Genomic DNA, 16510 nt, shown 5'->3' with positions numbered 1-16510 from the left:
TGTTTAGTACTTTGAAGTTGGTCACTTCACTTTGTTTCTGAGGCAGTTCTTCTTAGTAGAAGATATAGCCTAAACAAGGTAGGGCAGTGATATGCCAGTAATTTACTATTTGTTAACAAATTAAACTGTACCATTGTGCACAAAATCAGTGAGTTGTATAAGGCTAGCGCATTTTAACCGCAGACTCTAAAAGCACTGAGCGGTATTCATCATTCAGTGCTGCATTCTTTTTCTTTCGAGCCATACTCATCTTTTGGGTTGTATCAAACTTAAACAAGTTGAGGGCTATTTTCCTTAACGCATTAAAAGCCAACGCACCATTTCCTTTTCTAATTCGGCATTCATCTTCTCTGAAGGTCATGTCTAACATCCAGTGCATACTCTCTACTTGCCAATGACCACGGACAGCTTTAAGTGCTTGTTCTGCATCTAATTCCAGTGAACTGATATACCAACGAGTCTCTTTGCTAACCTTGCCTGTTATGGAGTGCTCGACCTCAGAAGTGATTTTAATAATGCTTCTAAGTCCCTCCCACTGATATTGTTTAGTCAGCCATTCTTTATCAACCACAAGGTGCTCACAGTGTCGCGTCTCGATTCGACCATGTCCTGCGTCTACATCCGTGTGTTGAGCATAGTTCTTCTCGGTGAATTGCTCTCGACACGCCTTATGCCACCAAGCTTCTAGCTCTGCCTGCATCGTTGAGTGATTCCCTTTTAGGGCCAAGACATAGTCCGCTTTGCTTTGAACTATTTGTTTGGCAATCTTGCGCTGACAACCCATCGCATCGAGTGTGATGATGCAGTTCTCTATATCAAGTAAGGTTAACAATTTAGGAATAGCGGTTATTTCATTGCTTTTATCGTCAACGGCGGCCTGACCTAAAACAAGTTGGTTGGAGCAACTCCACGCACTCACCGAATGAAGCGGATTTTTTCTTCCGCGAGTATCGAAAGAGTGGCGTGCTGTTTTGCCATCTACGGCAATGATATCAGTGCCTGTCGTTTGAACTAGCGTCTTCATCCACGACTGAAACGCTTGCTCAATCTCATCTGCTCTGAGTTTGGTGATAACTCTTGCAATTGTATCGTGACGAGGGATGCCATTGAGGAATGGACGGTATTTACGAAGCCAATCTAAACGATTATGGCCGAAATCTTCGATGTCCTCCCAGCCCTCCGCGCCAGAAATCACCGCACTAATAGCAAGTAAAAGAATATCTAAGAGTTGGTGTTTTTTACATCGTTCAATGCGAGGGTCAACGATGTTTTCGAAATGCTCTAGAAACGAATCAGACATGGAAAAGACTCTAAATGGATAATAGTTACCAGATCTGATCCCTTAAATTAGGAAAAGTTCAAATTTATAATGATCTTGCCTTAGTGAGTTGTATAGCTGATGGCAATTGTTGCTTGCGAATTGTTCAGATACACGGTATTGATGATAGATAGCTGAACAAGAATGACAATGATATGGATATTTTGAACTTTGAGGCATTTCTGATTGCCATCACTATTTTAACGCTAACGCCGGGTTTAGATACGGCTTTGGTAATTCGCAATACGAGCCGTTCTGGCTTATCTGACGGTGTGATGACCAGCTTTGGTATCTGTAGTGGTCTTTATGTGCACGCCTTTTTCTCTGCTGTGGGTATCTCTGCGATTCTTGCTCAATCAGCTGAACTCTTTCAAGCCGTTAAAATGGTGGGTGCGGTTTACCTGATTTGGCTTGGTTTAAGCAGTTTACGCGCTTTGATGAAAAATGGCGGCGGGTTGAAAGTTGGCGAGCAAGCGCATCAAGCCTACAGTGCAAAACGTTCTTTGCGTGAAGGTTTTTTATCTAATGTGCTTAACCCGAAAACGGCGGTTTTCTACTTGGCTTTTCTACCTCAGTTCGTAAACCCTGAAGGTTCGCCTTTATTGCAATCTATGTTGATGGCTTCGGTCCATTTTATGATTGCGATGGTGTGGCAGTGTGGTTTGGCTGGCGCTCTTAATTCTGCTAAAAACTTGCTCAAGAATGCGAGCTTTATGAAGTGGATGGAAGGAGTGACTGGCATGGTGCTGGTGGGGCTGGGCGTTAAGCTTCTGATGGAAAAACCTGTGTAGTTCACTGTTTTTTAATAGAACATATGAAAGCCCACGACGTGTCGTGGGCTTTTGCGTTTTATTGCTTGTAGAACTTTATAGCGCTCTTATTAAACAACGAAGTTCTTCACAGCGTAGTTATTTGCAGCCTAATTATTGACGGTGTAGCTATTCAACGACGCTGATGTTCATCTCAGCACCTTCGAAACCTAAGTCACTCAACTCATCAGCATTGAAGTTGGTGGTGACTTCGATATCGCCAATGCGTTCAGTAGTTTCGTTGACGGAATCAGTGCTTCTTTTGCTGCGTAGATTGTTGGCAATCGGTGTTGCTTGGCCAATCTCAATGGTGCCTGCAAATTGAGAGTCTGCGTAGAAATCACCCGATACGTAAGAGTGGAAGGGACGTAAGCTTCCGCCTGTTGCGTATTGCATGCTAGATAAGCCCGCTTCTTTAATTGCCCAGCCCCAGTCCCACCATTTGGTTTCACCTGGAATGTATCGGTGATCCCATTGGTAGCGAATGTCTGCAGATTTATCACTGCCGCGACCCATAGTGAAGGTGTGGGCTTTGTAAGGGCGGTTATCCGGATGTGTGTGCCATGCGTTGCCACTCCAACGAAGGAAACCGTTAAACTCAACGTCGTAACTAATGTCGGCGTTGAATCGGTAAGGGTAGGAGATACTTGAACGATACAACTCAACTCGAATCGGTAGCTCTGAGTTTGCTGGAACCATAGGGCGCGCTTGAAGTGTCACTTGCTCGCTAGTGGAGCCACCATTGGATTTAGAGAAGCTTTGGTTGGCTTCGAACTTAATGGTGAGCTTAGTTTCGCCAACAAGAGGCCACTTAAACGTATTCTCTGTTTGAACACTTTGTGAGAATCCGTAGCTGTTCGTTTTCGACCAGTTTGTTGATTCATCTACTTTCAGGTCGACAACCACTTGTTGCGCGATATTACTGTTGTTTCTTGCTGTCGCGTAAACGGTCTTCACTAGTTCACGGTCAGATTCAACAACATCGCCATGCCAAAAATTGTCGTCGTTAACGGTGTAGGCAAAGTTGTCGACGGTGATTTTGGTTTTCTCCCCACAGCGATAACCACTACAAGAACCACCATTGTTTCCTTGTATCACCCAGCTGTCGCCAGAGCGGTTGATCGTCATGTCTTCACCCACGTACTGACTATTATTGCCGCCAACCCATGCGTAACCAAGGTTGTGAGCTAAATAGCTTAACGGACGAACAAAGTCGTTACGGTTATTGACCAACTCGTATTGAACATCCAACTCGCTGCCTTCTGGAACCGATTTAGCAGAGTAGTTTGGAATTTCAGACTGGTCATTGTTCGGATAGCAGAACGTTTTGCCGTTGGTTGTGTCTTGTTTAATAAGGCCGTTGTATCCCGGGCCCATTATCACCCAGTTTCCTTTTAAGCCTGTGATCTGCCAAGTGCCCATTCTAGCCAGTAAAGCACTCTTTTGCTCTTCCGCTTCAAAACGGTCTAACGGGCGATAGCCAGAGCGACATACATCGTCACCAAGTTGGTCATGGACTATTTGGTCTGGGTAAATTTTTGCGTTTACGCCAGTAGATAGAACAGACAACACTGCGGTTGCTAAGAGACTTCTGTTTATTCGGATCATTAACAATTCCCTCATTTGTAGTTTTTCTATTTTGATAATGTTTTTTGTGCCGTGCAGTTAACAAGACAAGTTCACTTTTTCATGTTGATAAATAGATAGATACTGAAAAGGGTTGAATTAAATTACCCTTTTAATTCAATGGTTTGTATTGTCTCAATTGTTTGTTCGGTGAAAGAGGCTGTAACTAAAAAGAAAATGTTTGATAGGGCTCAAACCGTTTTTAGAAAAATGAGGCGTTATGACTGACACATTAACGTCAAATAGTTTTTGACGTGGTCAATCGCGAGCGAAATGAATGGTTAAGTACTAAAGGCGATATATTATTCATATCGTTTTTATTTGATGTAAATGTCAACAGTAAAGCGATAAATGAGACTTGGATGTTTAAATTTAATCCAGTGTTTTAAACGTTCGATTAATTGAATGCTCAAAATGCAAGAGATGTTTACTGATGCAGTAATAAATATAACCATTCGTTTTTTATGTGTAATATTTAGAACGGTGTTAATTAAAATGGAATGAATTCAGCTGGTGGCCGAACGGCGATAAATTATCGTTTAGCCAAAAGTTGAGTTCTTCCTGTATTACATGTTCGAATGATGGCAAATAGATCATTTGAACTTAATATATCAACCTTCAATGTTAAAGGGTCATTGTTGATAAGTAGGTAGGGCGACAATAAGCTGTCATTCATCGTTTTATTTATTTTTTGCACCGAGACTAAGTCGATAGTGCCAGCTATTGAAAAGAATAGGGATTGAGAAGGGCCAGCCTCACCTCTGAATCGTAGAACAATCGGGTCGGGCATGTTGTCATCTTGGACGGACATAAGATGCAGAACCTTATTATCACTTATTTTGGTGAGTCCATCAGTTCGTAATACATTTCCATCTAACACAAGGTCTACCACGCTATGTTGATAACGGTGGTCTTTTTGGGGAGGAGAAGAAGGAATACTCCATATACCAATCAATAACGCTAACGAGGAAAACAGAGCTACGAATGGCATCATAATTGGCCTCTCTTTAGGAATAATTTTATCTCTTCACTCGCTCGATCTAACTGCGTGGCTGTGTAAAAGATATTGATGGACTGACGTGTTGTCTTGTTGAGCATGGAGAGTTCTGAATAGCCTGGCTCATCGCTGATGTAGGCTACGCAATCGCATTGGTATTTGTAGAGAATAGCCTCGAGTTCTGGGCTCAAGGACATCTCTGTTTCTTGAAAAACTTGTACCTGCCCAACCCATTGTTCATTAAGTCGGTTAAAGGGGGCGATATCACCAAGGCTTTTATCGTGAACCTTAGCAAAAGCCAACAGTGCCGAGGACAACAGCAAACAGCCCGTTATGAAGTAACACAGTCTGTTTTTGTATAAGCTGACCTGAGAATAGGCAAGTGAAGTCGATTTGGATTCAGGTGTATCGTTGCTCGCAATAGAGGCTGCAATACTACTATGACCGAGTGGAACTTTGTCACTCACAGGAGTGAGAGGAACAGTGGTTTCGCTTTGTGGTTGCGAGTCAATAAAGACGCATTCATCAATTAGGCGGTAACCGACCTTTGGCACCGTGACGATGGGTGTTTCTCTGATACCAAGCTTAACGAACCCTTGGCGAAGTAAGCTGATACACTTCGCAAGTGACGTATCCCCAATGAACTCGCTTCCCCATGCGAAGCTAATAATATCTTGTTTGTTCACAATCTCAGGTGAGTTTTTGAGTAATAACTCTAAAACGCGAGTCTCACGATATCCTATCTTAATAGAACGTTCGTCGTTATAAATACGGTTTTTAATCGGGTCGAATCTGATCATATAGCCAACGTTTTATTTTTATTATAATTCTCTCAACAATTTAGATGACTATAAACTGACTATTATATGAATTAAAGTCACATGTTTTATTCTGGTGTGTTTTTGAGTGGTCATAACAAAAGCGTTCTTTATTTGTTTATGAAAGAAACTCTGCCATTTAGTCACAATCTGTTAAATATAAGTAACATCTAATTAAGTGTTGATTTTATTAGTGAGCTTTTAATTAGAGAGTTTTGGTTCAATCTTTACCAATAAATTAATTAGAACAGTGGTCTAATTAAAATCTTATTTTATTTGTGGATATACGATAGTAATAATTTAATCAGTTTAAGTATCGAAGGGATATAAAAAAGCCCGCATTTGAATGCGGGCTTTGGTTGAATCAATTCTGATTATGCTTTAACAACTTCACAATCTTTTGAAGACGTTAAAGGTTTGAAGAACAGCTTAGTTTCTTCGATAACAACATGGCGTAGTAAGATAAGGCCGATTAGGTTTGGAATTGCCATCAGGCCGTTGACGATATCTGCCAATATCCAGATCATGTCGAGCTTCAAGAATGCACCAGAAGCCACCAACGCAATGAAGATGATCTTATAAGGTAAGACTGCTTTAGTACCCAGCAAGAAAACAACACAGCGCTCGCCGTAGTAGTTCCAGCCTAAAATCGTAGTAAACGCAAAGAAGATTAGGCCAACTGAAACCAGCATAGGGCCAAGCGTGTCTGCATTCAGACCAACAGCAAATGCATGAGTGGTCATCGCAGCACCAGAAAGGTCAGTCTGCCAAGCGCCTGTTAAGATAAGTGCCAAACCTGTCATCGTACAAATGATGATGGTGTCGAAGAAGGTACCTGTCATAGAGACAAGACCTTGTTTTACGCATGAATCTGTTTTTGCAGCCGCCGCAGCCATTGGTGCGCTACCTAAACCAGATTCATTAGAGAATACACCACGAGCAATACCAGATTGGATAGCAAGCATGATGCTCGCACCAAAGAAACCGCCTGTTGCCGCAGTATTTGTAAACGCAGAGGTAACAACAAGGGCAATGGCATTCAGTAGTTGGTCTGCATTTGAAATCAGAACGCTTAAACACGCGACGACGTACATCACCGCCATAGTAGGAACAACTTTCCCTGCTACTTTAGCGATAGATTGGATACCACCAAGGGTTACCACCGCCACCAATATCGTAAGCACGACAGCAGACATCTCACGAGAAGCGCCAAATGAGATTTCAGTTGCATCTAAGATAGCGTTAACTTGTGGGAAGGTACCAATACCGAAGCAGGCAACACCCAAAGCGAACACAGCGAACATCACCGCCAATATTCTTGAGCCAACACCGTATTGAAGATAGTACATAGGGCCGCCAACCATTTCGCCATTGCTATCGGTTCTGCGGTATTTAACAGCAAGTAGACATTCTGCGTATTTGGTCGCCATGCCAAATACAGCGGCAAGCCACATCCAGAACAGGGCACCAGGGCCACCAATCTTGATTGCGGTCGCTACACCAACGATGTTACCAGTACCAATGGTCGCTGAAAGCGCGGTACACAAAGCGGCAAAACTTGATACGTCACCCGTACCGGATTTGTCTTTGCTGAATACCATTTTTAGTGCGGTTGGGAGGTGTCTAAACTGGAGTAAGCCTAAGCGAAAAGTAAAGTAGATACCTGTACCCACTAGCAGAATAAGCAGTGGTGGTCCCCAAACGAATTGGTTGATGGTTTGTAGTGTAGCTTGTAGGTGGTTCATAGATTCCCCTTAATAAATTAAAAAATTTAAGGAGAAGAGGGAAGGCAGTGCAGATCACAGGGATCGGTAGCACTACTTAATACATACGGATTTCTAGATAGAATTCTTTTGTTAATTAAGGCTTGTTGCTTTCCACTCCTCTGTCCTTTTGCCTGAGAGTTTCACTTAGCGAATCACTTATAGATAAGTGACGGGCACTAAGCTTGCTCCTTCGGCGACCGATCTAACGGTTCTCTCCAGAGGTTCCTCCAACGACAGTCCTCACTTTTCTGGATTTCTCCAGCATAAAGCACCTGAAAGATTTACTTCTTCGGCGGGTCAATCTAACTAAATGTTAAAGTTTAGTTAAAAACCACTCTCCTGCAGTCTTCATCGGAACAATTACCTAAACAATTAGGTAATCTGTAGGCGTATCCTAGATCATATAAAATGTGATGTCAGCTACAAAATATCTGTTTGCACAAATGTTGTTCAACTAAATGATCAAACAACGAGTCTCTGACGTAACTTGCTTATTTAAATGGTATAAAATAGAGAAACAAGGAGGAGTTATGACTCGACTAATAGCGATTGTTTTTTTATTGGCTTTGGCATTTGTACTATTTCGTTACCGGACAAACGAAAAACTGCAAAAAGGGGTAGTGATAGTTATCGTTAGCAGCTTCCTTTTGTATACTGCCAGCTTGATGATTTCGGAGTTAACTCGTTAAACCTCTCTATGAGCAGTTGGGATGAACGTGTTAGCAAAAGCTTAAGTGCTTCTGACTTGAGCGATAGGTTTAACTGAACCTACACTATCAGTATTGGTATTAGTGCCAGTGACCGCGTAACGTTAAACATATTTTTGGGAGTACCCGCTAGTGAACCAGCAATCTGGACAAAGCGAACAAGATGAAGTGGTTGTTATTGAAGAGCGCGATAAACGCAGTCAGCTCTATATCGGCATTGCTGCGGTTATAGGTCTAGCTCTGGGTGGCTTAATCGGTTCTACAGTCACTGCTTCTAAGTGGGAGTCCACTTATCAGGTACTCGAAACTCGTTATCAAGAACTGCGTGATAGCAAAACAGAATTGATGATGTCGGTTGAAGCTAAGGTGGCAAAAGTTGATACCGAGATCGACGCCAAAGTCGAAGTCGCGCTAGTAAAACAAGCGGAAGAGCATCAAAAAGAGCTCCAAGAGTTAGCGAAACAGTCTGCGGTTTTAGAGAAGGCGAACTACTCGTTAGAACAGCAAATAAACGAACAAAAGCAAACGCTAGACAAAACAGAGCAAGATAATCAAAAGCTAAACCGTCAGGCGGATATGCAGTCGACCTTGTTTGAACGTTCTCGTGAACTGTTCCGTAAAGAATTGCAAATATCTCAAGAGCTTGAAAAGCTTGAGAAAGAAAGAGACGAGCTTGAACAGAACCTTGGTTCACTTAAGAAAGCGTGTGATGTGTTCTTAGATGGCACATCATGGGATGCGAAATCTGACGCATGTGAGAAGCAAGACAACGCAAACTCTCGCCTAAGCGATATCAGACAAATGATTGAAGTCCACACCATGGATCTCAAGCAAATCAAAACGCTAACCGAAGAGATGGGTCTATAGACTCAAACCTTTAACTCATTCGTTTTTAGCTATAGCTATTCAAACGCCCACATCATGCAAATGGTGTGGGCGTTTTTCGTTCCAAATGGTTTATTTATGCTGTTAATCTGTTCCGTAGCTTAGTCCATAACCGTTTTCACACTATTACCAAGCTATCCGTGATTAGAGCCGTAAAATGGTTTTAATATGTGATTAATTGAATATCTGGTGACTTTGCACGCATATTTATAAGGTTGAGAAACAGCATAATAGCGGTGTTCTAGGATGAACACGCGGTCTGTTGTCATTCTGTGATTAGACCATCTCAATGGACAGGGATTAAACCATGAATGAATATCAGTGTGAGAACTGCACCGTAGCCTATTGTTTTGATGATTGTAACTCGCCATTAGCGCAACGAGATATGATTGAAGTAGAAGAGCTGGTGGATCGTGAAAAAGTAAGCCAAGATCCTGAACGGCTTGAACAAGAAAATTCAGAGACAAAAATCCCTACGAGCTAAACAATAAGCCAGTAGGGATTTCAGATTAATTGCAGTACTGTTCTCGCTTTCTCAAGCAAAGGGTATTACAAAAATTTTTAGAACAGTGTTATTTGACGATAAGCACCGAAGAGAAGTTATTTCTCGTAAGTTTTGATTTCGCCAGATTTCACGCGAGCAACAAATGATTGCAGTTCTTTCTTCACAATTGGCATCAAGAAGTACAGACCAAGAATGTTGAAGATAGACATCGCAAAGATAGCCGCATCAGAGAAGTCGATTACCGCACCAAATTGAATCGTGGCACCAATAACAACAAACACACAGAACATCACTTTGAAAATCAGCTCCGTTGTTTTGCCTTCACCAAATAGGTAAGTCCAAGCTTTAAGACCGTAGTACGACCAAGAGATCATGGTAGAAAACGCAAACATGATTACCGCGAGAGCGAGTGTGTATTTGAATACTTCTGCCGTTTCAGTAAACGATGCAGCAGTCAGCGTTACACCCGTTAAACCAGAACCATCGAATGGACCTACGTTTAAACCAGCGATAGTGATAACCAATGCGGTCATTGTACAAATGATTACTGTATCAACGAACGGTTCTAATAGTGATACTAGACCTTCGGTGATTGGTTCTTTTGTTTTAACCGCTGAGTGAGCGATAGCTGCTGAACCTACACCTGCTTCGTTCGAGAACGTTGCACGCTTCAAGCCTTGAATTAACGCTCCAATGAATCCACCAACAACACCTTCACCAGTAAATGCACCTGTAAAGATTGCGCTGAACGCAGGACCAACTTGATCAAGGTTAGAACCGATAACAATCAGAGCCATACCGATATACAGAGCAGCCATCCAAGGAACAACTTTTTCCGTTACCGATGCGATAGAAGGCATACCACCAACAATCACAGAGAAAACTAAAGAGGCAAGTACAAGGCCAGTGATTACACCGTATTCACTTGGTACGTCAAATGCGTAAGTTAACATGGCGTGTGCTTGGTTAGCTTGGAACATGTTACCACCGCCCAATGCGCCCAAAATACACATTAATGCGAAACCAATAGCGAGCACTTTACCTAGTCCGCCTAAACCTCTTTCACCAAGACCTTGGCTTAGGTAGTACATTGGACCACCCGAAACAACACCTGAAGGTAGGACAGTTCGGTATTTCACACCTAAGGTACACTCACAGAACTTAGAAGCCATACCCAGAAGGCCACACAAGATCATCCAGAATGTCGCGCCAGGACCACCAATCGCGAGTGCAGCACCCACACCAGCAATATTACCAAGCCCAACAGTACCAGAAAGCGCCGTTGTTAACGCTTGAAAGTGAGAAACTTCTCCTTCGTGTTTAGAGTTAGGATCGGTGTACTTGCCTTTGATAATATCTATTGCCATCCCTACACGTTTAAATTGAACAAAGCCAAAGTAAACAGTAAAGATGATCGCAGCGAGCAATAGCCAGCCTACAATAATCGGGAAGCTTGCTTCACCTACCGGTACGCTTTTAAATATTAGTCCAACGAACCAACCTGTGTATTCGTTGAAAAATCCATCAACACTTTGACTTAAGTTGCTGATAGCTTGGTTAAATGATCCTTCTTCTGCAAATGCACTGGAACTAAACAATAATATAAACCCAAAAAATAATTCACGTATGTTTTTCATGGTTTTCCCTGCTTTTTATTAAATTATGTTTGTTGTTGTGTTTGTTATGTATTTCAATAGCTTATATATTTCTTTGGTAGCGACAAAAGCTCTGTTACTAAGTCAAAATGCGAAATAAATATAACTACTAATCACGTTTTATATGGAGATCCTTTCGGTACGTCCATCAATCAGACTATGATATTCGGCCTACCAAGTCTTACTGATAACCCTATACATAAAAATAATGCCATCAAAGAAATTTTTACAATAAGTTTACAATTATTTGGGTTTTGTCATCATTTTGGAATAAGTCGATGATTTTCGCACTAGGAAAGGCATATGCAGTGATAGCAATAGCGGCAGACGAATTCTGTCAGGTGAGCGGTTTATTCTTGTATAAAACGATTCTATGGATCTTGAGATGTGATTTTCAAATAAAGCGTTCGCAACCTGTTAGCAGTGAGTGAAGCGAGCTTGAAAACTTGATATGTTTTTGGCGGCTGATAACCGTTCGACGGTTAATGTGCACCAAGCTTGGAGGCATTAAAAAGCTCTTTAGCAGAGCTTTTTAATGGTTTTCGATGAGCCAAACAGCTTAATGGCTGTTGCTATTATTGGTACTAGCGCTGCTAATAACGACACTTTTACTCGATTTGTGGTAGAGCTTAAGTGCCAGCAACGAACCCCATAGAACAACTTGTCCCCATAACAGCGTCCATTGAGGTGCTACTTCTTGCCAGGAAGCGCCCATCTGATTCAGCGCCAAGAAGCCTTGAATCGCAGGGGTACTTGGAAATAGATCCGATAGCAGTACTAACCACTGTGGCATCATTTCAACAGGCCAGATAAAACCTGAAGAAAAGATCAGTGGCATTGAACTGATTAACACCACAACCGTGACTAACTCTCTTCGTGGTACTAACTCACCAATAAAAATCCCGATCAAACAGCTGGCCAGTAAGAAGGGCAGTAATAAGGTTAAGATCTGTGTTGTTGAGGCGAGTAGGTTTATCCCATACATCGAAAAGCTTGCGCCGAAATAGTACATCGACAACAGGTAATAAATGCCGACTAAGGTACAACAACGAGCAAGAATCAGTTTCGCCGGAGAGGTTTTACTCCAGTAGCCAAACGTTGATTGAGCGTTTTGGGTTGCACCAACTAAACCAGAAGCCATGGCTAGGGTTTGTTGCAGGATCAACACAAAGACGGCTGGGACTACGTAATCGATGTATCCCATGCGACTGTTAAACGTTGGTTTTAGGTTCAAGCTGAATGCACTATAGCCTTTGGCTGCAGACTCTAAAGGCACCCCTTCGACTAACAAATGTCTGACCTTAACTTGCGCAGCTAACGTGCCACCTGCCTTGGCAAGCCCTTCAACAATGGTTCCGTAGACTAAAAAGTAAGAAGCATCGCCAGCGTAAGAAAGCGTCGGGCTCTTGCCAAGCAACAAATCTTTATAGAAGTCTTCTGGAATGACAAGGAATCCGCCAATCTCTTGGTTAAGCACGGCTTGTTTAGCATCGGCGATAGTGGAGTCTCGACGAACCAACTCGATTTGAGAGGTGGCATCCACCATTCGTTCTAATTGGTAGCTGCTTTGACTCTTATCCAAGTTCACAACCGAGGCTTTCAGTTGTTGAGGCACTTGATTCGCGTAAGGCAATGGGTACAAGAATGAATAGAAGACCACACCACCAAATACGGTCAGTAATACTACTGGGTTACGCAGAACCGCCAGGAGTTCTTGCTTCAGCAATTGAGTAAAGCTCATTGATTTACTCCTTTATGCTCTGCTTGTGTTGACTGTGCTGCTTGCGCTAAGTGCTTTTTAATCAATAAGATCACCACAAAAGCAGGAATAACATACCAAAACATAGAGGTGAGGTGCATCAGCGACTGTGCGGCGCTCGAACCATAGCTGGATTGAGCCGTTTGCACTTCAATGTAATGACTCACAGGCAATAAGCTTCTCCAGATTTGCGCTGCAGTGTTCATGTCGGTTACTGGAAAGGTAATACCCATGAATGCAAAACTTGGTGCCGTAAATGCGCCAGCGAAACTCATCGCCCTTGCAGGATCAAGTGTTAAGAAGAAAAACAAACAACCCATGATGATACAACTAATCACAGTAAGCAGTTGGGCGATGGTCAATGCCCCAAAGTTGCCGTTAAATGGCCAGTCTAAGAGCACATAGAACCAAAAGCTAAACGCGATACCAAACATCAAAAACAAGACAAGGTAGGGCGTTAATGTTGATGCGAGTGACTTCACAGGGGCGTTGGATAACCAAGCGTGAAGGCCACGAGCTCTAACGTTCGCCGTCAAAACCAATATTGTGCCCACCACAATCATGATCTGCCACAGTGCAGGGATAACCGCAGACACCAAGAATTGAGCATAACTGGTGTTTTTGTTGAACAGTGGCGTGATCTGGCTTTGCACTGTTACTGCTTGGCCTAATGCTGATTGCACCGTGGTATCGCCGTGTGACAGCTGTTTCACGACTTCAAGTTGCGCGTTAAAAGTCCCTTGAGCCTGCAGCAACGCAGAGTTCACTAGCTTACCGATTAAGATAAATTGGCTGTTATAGAACACAGACACTTGCGGATTCAAGCCGAGCAGAAGGTCTCGGTCGAAGTGTCTTGGTATCACAACATAGCCATAGATATCGCGTTCAATCATCGCTTTTGCCGCATCACTCGGAGAGTTGTATTTCTGAGAGACTTGCAGCGTTGGTGACGCATCAACAAGGCGTGTGAACTGTTGCGAGATTTGACTGTGCTCAAGGTCGACAACTGCAACGGGTAAGTCACGAGCGATTCCTTGTGAAAAAATCAGCCAGATACTGGCAGCAAGCAACAAAGGGATCCAAGTTAGGCAAGACAACAACCATTTGTCTTTGCGGACAATCGCCCACTGCCTAAGCAAGGTATTCTTCGTTCTATGATGCTCAGTTGATTGTGAGCTTATCGATCGAGAGTTAGCAGACATACGTTACCTAAAGTTCAACCACTAGGCTCATGCCCATACGCAGTGTTTCGCTCGTGTCGACAGGGTGCGCTTCTACTTCAAAAGTACGTAAGTCGAAACCTTGTGCAGCGTCTGTTGAACGCCAAGTTGCGAAATCACCCATTACAGCGATGTGTGTGACTTGGAAAGTTAATGATTTATCCAGAGCCGGTAGGTATGCCTCAAACTGACTGCCTTTCTCGAAATGCTTAAGCATATCTTCACGCACATTGAGCACGGCCCAAGCATCCTTGGTGTCGATGACAGTCACAACAGGGAATCCTTGTGGTGCGAGTTCACCGCTGCTCAATAGAACTTGAGACACTTCGCCATTAAACCAGCTGTGGATCTGTGTGTCTTTTGCGTAAGCTTCAACTTCCGCCACTGCGCCCGCCGCCATTAACGCTTTTTGAGCGGCTGCCACTTTGGTTTCGTCACGAGCACCTTCTTGCGCCAATTGATACATTTGGAACGCAGCACTTTCGGTGTACTTCGCTGCTTGCCATTGAGTTTTCGCTTCATCACGCTTCTGCTCGGCAACCACACCATCGTTGTAAAGGTTGTTTACACGTTGGTAAGTTTTGTCCATGAGATCGGCAGCTGCTTTGGCTTTTAACCATTGATCTTTAGCTGCTTGAATCTGTTGAGTACGCGCGCCATTCTCGGCTTCTTGAGCTAATGCCCCCGCAGCTTTCTGACCGGCTTTTGCTTGTTCTAGCTTCGCATCAATTTCAGGGCTAAGAAGAGAAAAGATCAATTCGCCTTTTTCAACCGAATCGCCTTTACGCACGAATATTTCATCAATTCTTCCAGGCACTTTCGATGAGATACTGTATTGCTGTGCATCAATTTGACCTTGAAGCTTAACAGGTTGAGGTTGATAAGCTTGGTAAAAACTGTATCCGACCCAGCCAATAATGCCGATACCAACTATAGATAGAAGAAGGGGCTTGATAGGTTTCATGAATTATCCTTTTGACTGGCTAGCGGTGTCTGTTTTTGATTCGAAATCAGACGTAACAGAAGAGGTTAAGTAACTTGAGTAAGCATTCATTTCGCTGGTAAGCGCCAAAAGCTTGTTGAGAGAGATAAGATATTTGAATCGAGCAGCAGATTGCTGTGTCTTAATGCTCGCAAGGTATAGTTCAGCATCAACCACTTCTAACGAGTTAGATAAGCCTTGAGTGAACGCTTTTTTGCGAAGTGATAGGTTCTCTTGAGCTAACGATAAGCTAGAGTTGAGTCCTTGAACCTCTTCAATCGCTTGGTTTGCTTCAAGGTAGGTCTTTTGTACCAACACGGTTAAGTCTTGTTTGGCTTGCGACTTAAGGAATTGAACCTGCGATACGGCACTGTGAGCCGCAGCGACTTTGTCGGAACGGCCTGAAGTGTCAATCAACGGCACATTTACACCAATACCAACTAACCAATCGGGTTTCATTTCACTGGCTAGAGAGTCATCTTCATACAGGCTGTAGTCACCGTAAAGGTATACCTCTGGGTAGTACTTACCTTTCTCGGCTTTAATTAAGCTGCTTGCTTGTTTCTCTTTTGCATCAAGAATTTTAAGGCCGGGGTAGGTCATGAGAGTTTGGTCAATGAACACGTCCATATGAGGCAGGTTCTTATTGATAAACAGTTGCTCTGAGGGTTCTACACTTTCATTTTGACCAAGGATCTGAGTCAGTGCTAGTTGAGCAATCTTGAGATCGTTCTGAGCTTTCGTGCGCTCTACAATCGCTTTATCTAAAGAAGCATCGGCTTGTAGGCGTTCTACTCGTGCGATTTGTCCTTGCTGTTCAAGCTTGATGGCGAAATCACGGTGTTGAGTTAAGCCTGTTTCGACGGCTTGACGCGTTCTCACCACGTCTTCCGCTAAGATCACAGAGAAGTAATATTTACTCAAGTCTTCGTAGCGAGCTTGCTTCTCCATCAATAACTGGCTCTGCGCTTCTTCGCTTTTGCCTTCTGCAGCATTTTGCGCAGCGGTAATTCGTCCGCCAGTAAAGATAGGCCACACCGCACGAATGGATGAGCTGAAGATATCTTGCTCGGTGATCGTTGAGGTAACGCCACCTAATATAGGTTGAAGAATCCCCCCGATAGCTCCCAAATTTGGTACGCCACTCAAACTGTTTGAAAACTGTTCGCCATTGATAGTCACATCACTATCAAGGTGAGTGTAGTTCGCGCCGAGAGTGACAGAAGGTAGGTTGAGGCTTCCGGTTGCATTTTGAAGGTGTTGATAACGCTCAACGTTGGCTTGTTGAGCCGCAAGAGAGTTGTTGTTCTCTTGGAGTATTTGCCACGCCTCAGAAAAAGTGAGCGGAGCAGCATAGCTTGGCGAGCTGATAGCACCGATAAGAATACTGGCAATCGCAAGGCGTCGGAATGTCGGTTTGGTCATCTGCATTAAATACCAAATTAGAGTATTAGCTCTAATGT

13 protein-coding genes and 1 riboswitch are annotated in these 16510 nt (G+C 43.2%); of the genes, 3 read left to right on the top strand and 10 right to left on the bottom strand.

What is annotated here, in order from left to right; translation table 11 throughout:
* Window positions 1-163: 163 nt before the first annotated feature.
* Window positions 164-1300: an ISAs1 family transposase gene (locus BCU34_RS07200; protein ID WP_108145141.1), complete on the bottom strand. Its 1137-nt coding sequence runs from the start codon at window positions 1298-1300 to the stop codon at window positions 164-166.
* A 173-nt stretch (window positions 1301-1473) separates the two neighbouring features.
* On the opposite strand from BCU34_RS07200, the gene BCU34_RS07195 reads away from it, so the two are divergent.
* On the top strand, window positions 1474-2109 hold the full coding sequence (locus tag BCU34_RS07195; RefSeq protein ID WP_102479691.1) for a LysE family translocator: 636 nt from the start codon (window positions 1474-1476) through the stop codon (window positions 2107-2109).
* A 147-nt stretch (window positions 2110-2256) separates the two neighbouring features.
* On the opposite strand, the gene BCU34_RS07190 is transcribed toward BCU34_RS07195, so the two are convergent.
* From BCU34_RS07190 to BCU34_RS07175, 4 genes are all read right to left on the bottom strand, one after another.
* The gene (locus tag BCU34_RS07190; protein WP_048662198.1) at window positions 2257-3735 is read right to left on the bottom strand and encodes an aerolysin family beta-barrel pore-forming toxin; all 1479 of its coding nucleotides are present in this window, start codon (window positions 3733-3735) and stop codon (window positions 2257-2259) included.
* A 550-nt stretch (window positions 3736-4285) separates the two neighbouring features.
* Window positions 4286-4747 (bottom strand): hypothetical protein, encoded by a 462-nt coding sequence (locus tag BCU34_RS07185; protein WP_102479690.1) that lies wholly within the window; start codon window positions 4745-4747, stop codon window positions 4286-4288.
* Window positions 4744-5550, bottom strand: a complete 807-nt coding sequence (locus BCU34_RS07180) for a winged helix-turn-helix domain-containing protein (protein WP_102479689.1) — start codon at window positions 5548-5550, stop codon at window positions 4744-4746. The genes BCU34_RS07185 and BCU34_RS07180 overlap by 4 nt, the downstream gene beginning before the upstream one ends.
* Window positions 5551-5942: 392 nt before the next feature.
* Window positions 5943-7313: an alanine/glycine:cation symporter family protein gene (locus BCU34_RS07175; protein WP_102480143.1), complete on the bottom strand. Its 1371-nt coding sequence runs from the start codon at window positions 7311-7313 to the stop codon at window positions 5943-5945.
* Window positions 7314-7443: 130 nt separating this feature from the next.
* Window positions 7444-7563, bottom strand: a riboswitch (glycine riboswitch).
* Window positions 7564-8173: 610 nt separating this feature from the next.
* Between BCU34_RS07175 and BCU34_RS07170 the strand changes: the two genes are divergently transcribed.
* On the top strand, window positions 8174-8908 hold the full coding sequence (locus BCU34_RS07170) for a chromosome partitioning protein ParA (protein WP_102480155.1): 735 nt from the start codon (window positions 8174-8176) through the stop codon (window positions 8906-8908).
* Between the two features lie 325 nt (window positions 8909-9233).
* The gene (locus BCU34_RS07165) at window positions 9234-9410 is read left to right on the top strand and encodes a hypothetical protein (protein ID WP_170960892.1); all 177 of its coding nucleotides are present in this window, start codon (window positions 9234-9236) and stop codon (window positions 9408-9410) included.
* A 116-nt stretch (window positions 9411-9526) separates the two neighbouring features.
* On the opposite strand, the gene BCU34_RS07160 is transcribed toward BCU34_RS07165, so the two are convergent.
* From BCU34_RS07160 to BCU34_RS07140, 5 genes are all read right to left on the bottom strand, one after another.
* Window positions 9527-11068: an alanine/glycine:cation symporter family protein gene (locus tag BCU34_RS07160; RefSeq protein WP_055318313.1), complete on the bottom strand. Its 1542-nt coding sequence runs from the start codon at window positions 11066-11068 to the stop codon at window positions 9527-9529.
* Between the two features lie 577 nt (window positions 11069-11645).
* Window positions 11646-12827 (bottom strand): ABC transporter permease, encoded by a 1182-nt coding sequence (locus BCU34_RS07155; RefSeq protein WP_102431176.1) that lies wholly within the window; start codon window positions 12825-12827, stop codon window positions 11646-11648.
* Window positions 12824-14047 (bottom strand): ABC transporter permease, encoded by a 1224-nt coding sequence (locus tag BCU34_RS07150; protein ID WP_102431177.1) that lies wholly within the window; start codon window positions 14045-14047, stop codon window positions 12824-12826. The genes BCU34_RS07155 and BCU34_RS07150 overlap by 4 nt, the downstream gene beginning before the upstream one ends.
* Window positions 14048-14054: 7 nt before the next feature.
* Window positions 14055-15029: an HlyD family secretion protein gene (locus BCU34_RS07145; RefSeq protein WP_048659461.1), complete on the bottom strand. Its 975-nt coding sequence runs from the start codon at window positions 15027-15029 to the stop codon at window positions 14055-14057.
* Window positions 15030-15032: 3 nt separating this feature from the next.
* Window positions 15033-16478 (bottom strand): TolC family protein, encoded by a 1446-nt coding sequence (locus BCU34_RS07140; protein ID WP_102480708.1) that lies wholly within the window; start codon window positions 16476-16478, stop codon window positions 15033-15035.
* Between the last annotated feature and the right edge of the window lie 32 nt (window positions 16479-16510).

This window comes from Vibrio sp. 10N.286.45.E10 (assembly GCF_002874195.2).
GTDB classification, from domain to species: Bacteria; Pseudomonadota; Gammaproteobacteria; order Enterobacterales; family Vibrionaceae; genus Vibrio; species Vibrio crassostreae.
The sequence above is the reverse complement of the archived record's forward strand: the minus strand, read 5'-3'. Positions and strand labels throughout refer to the sequence as shown.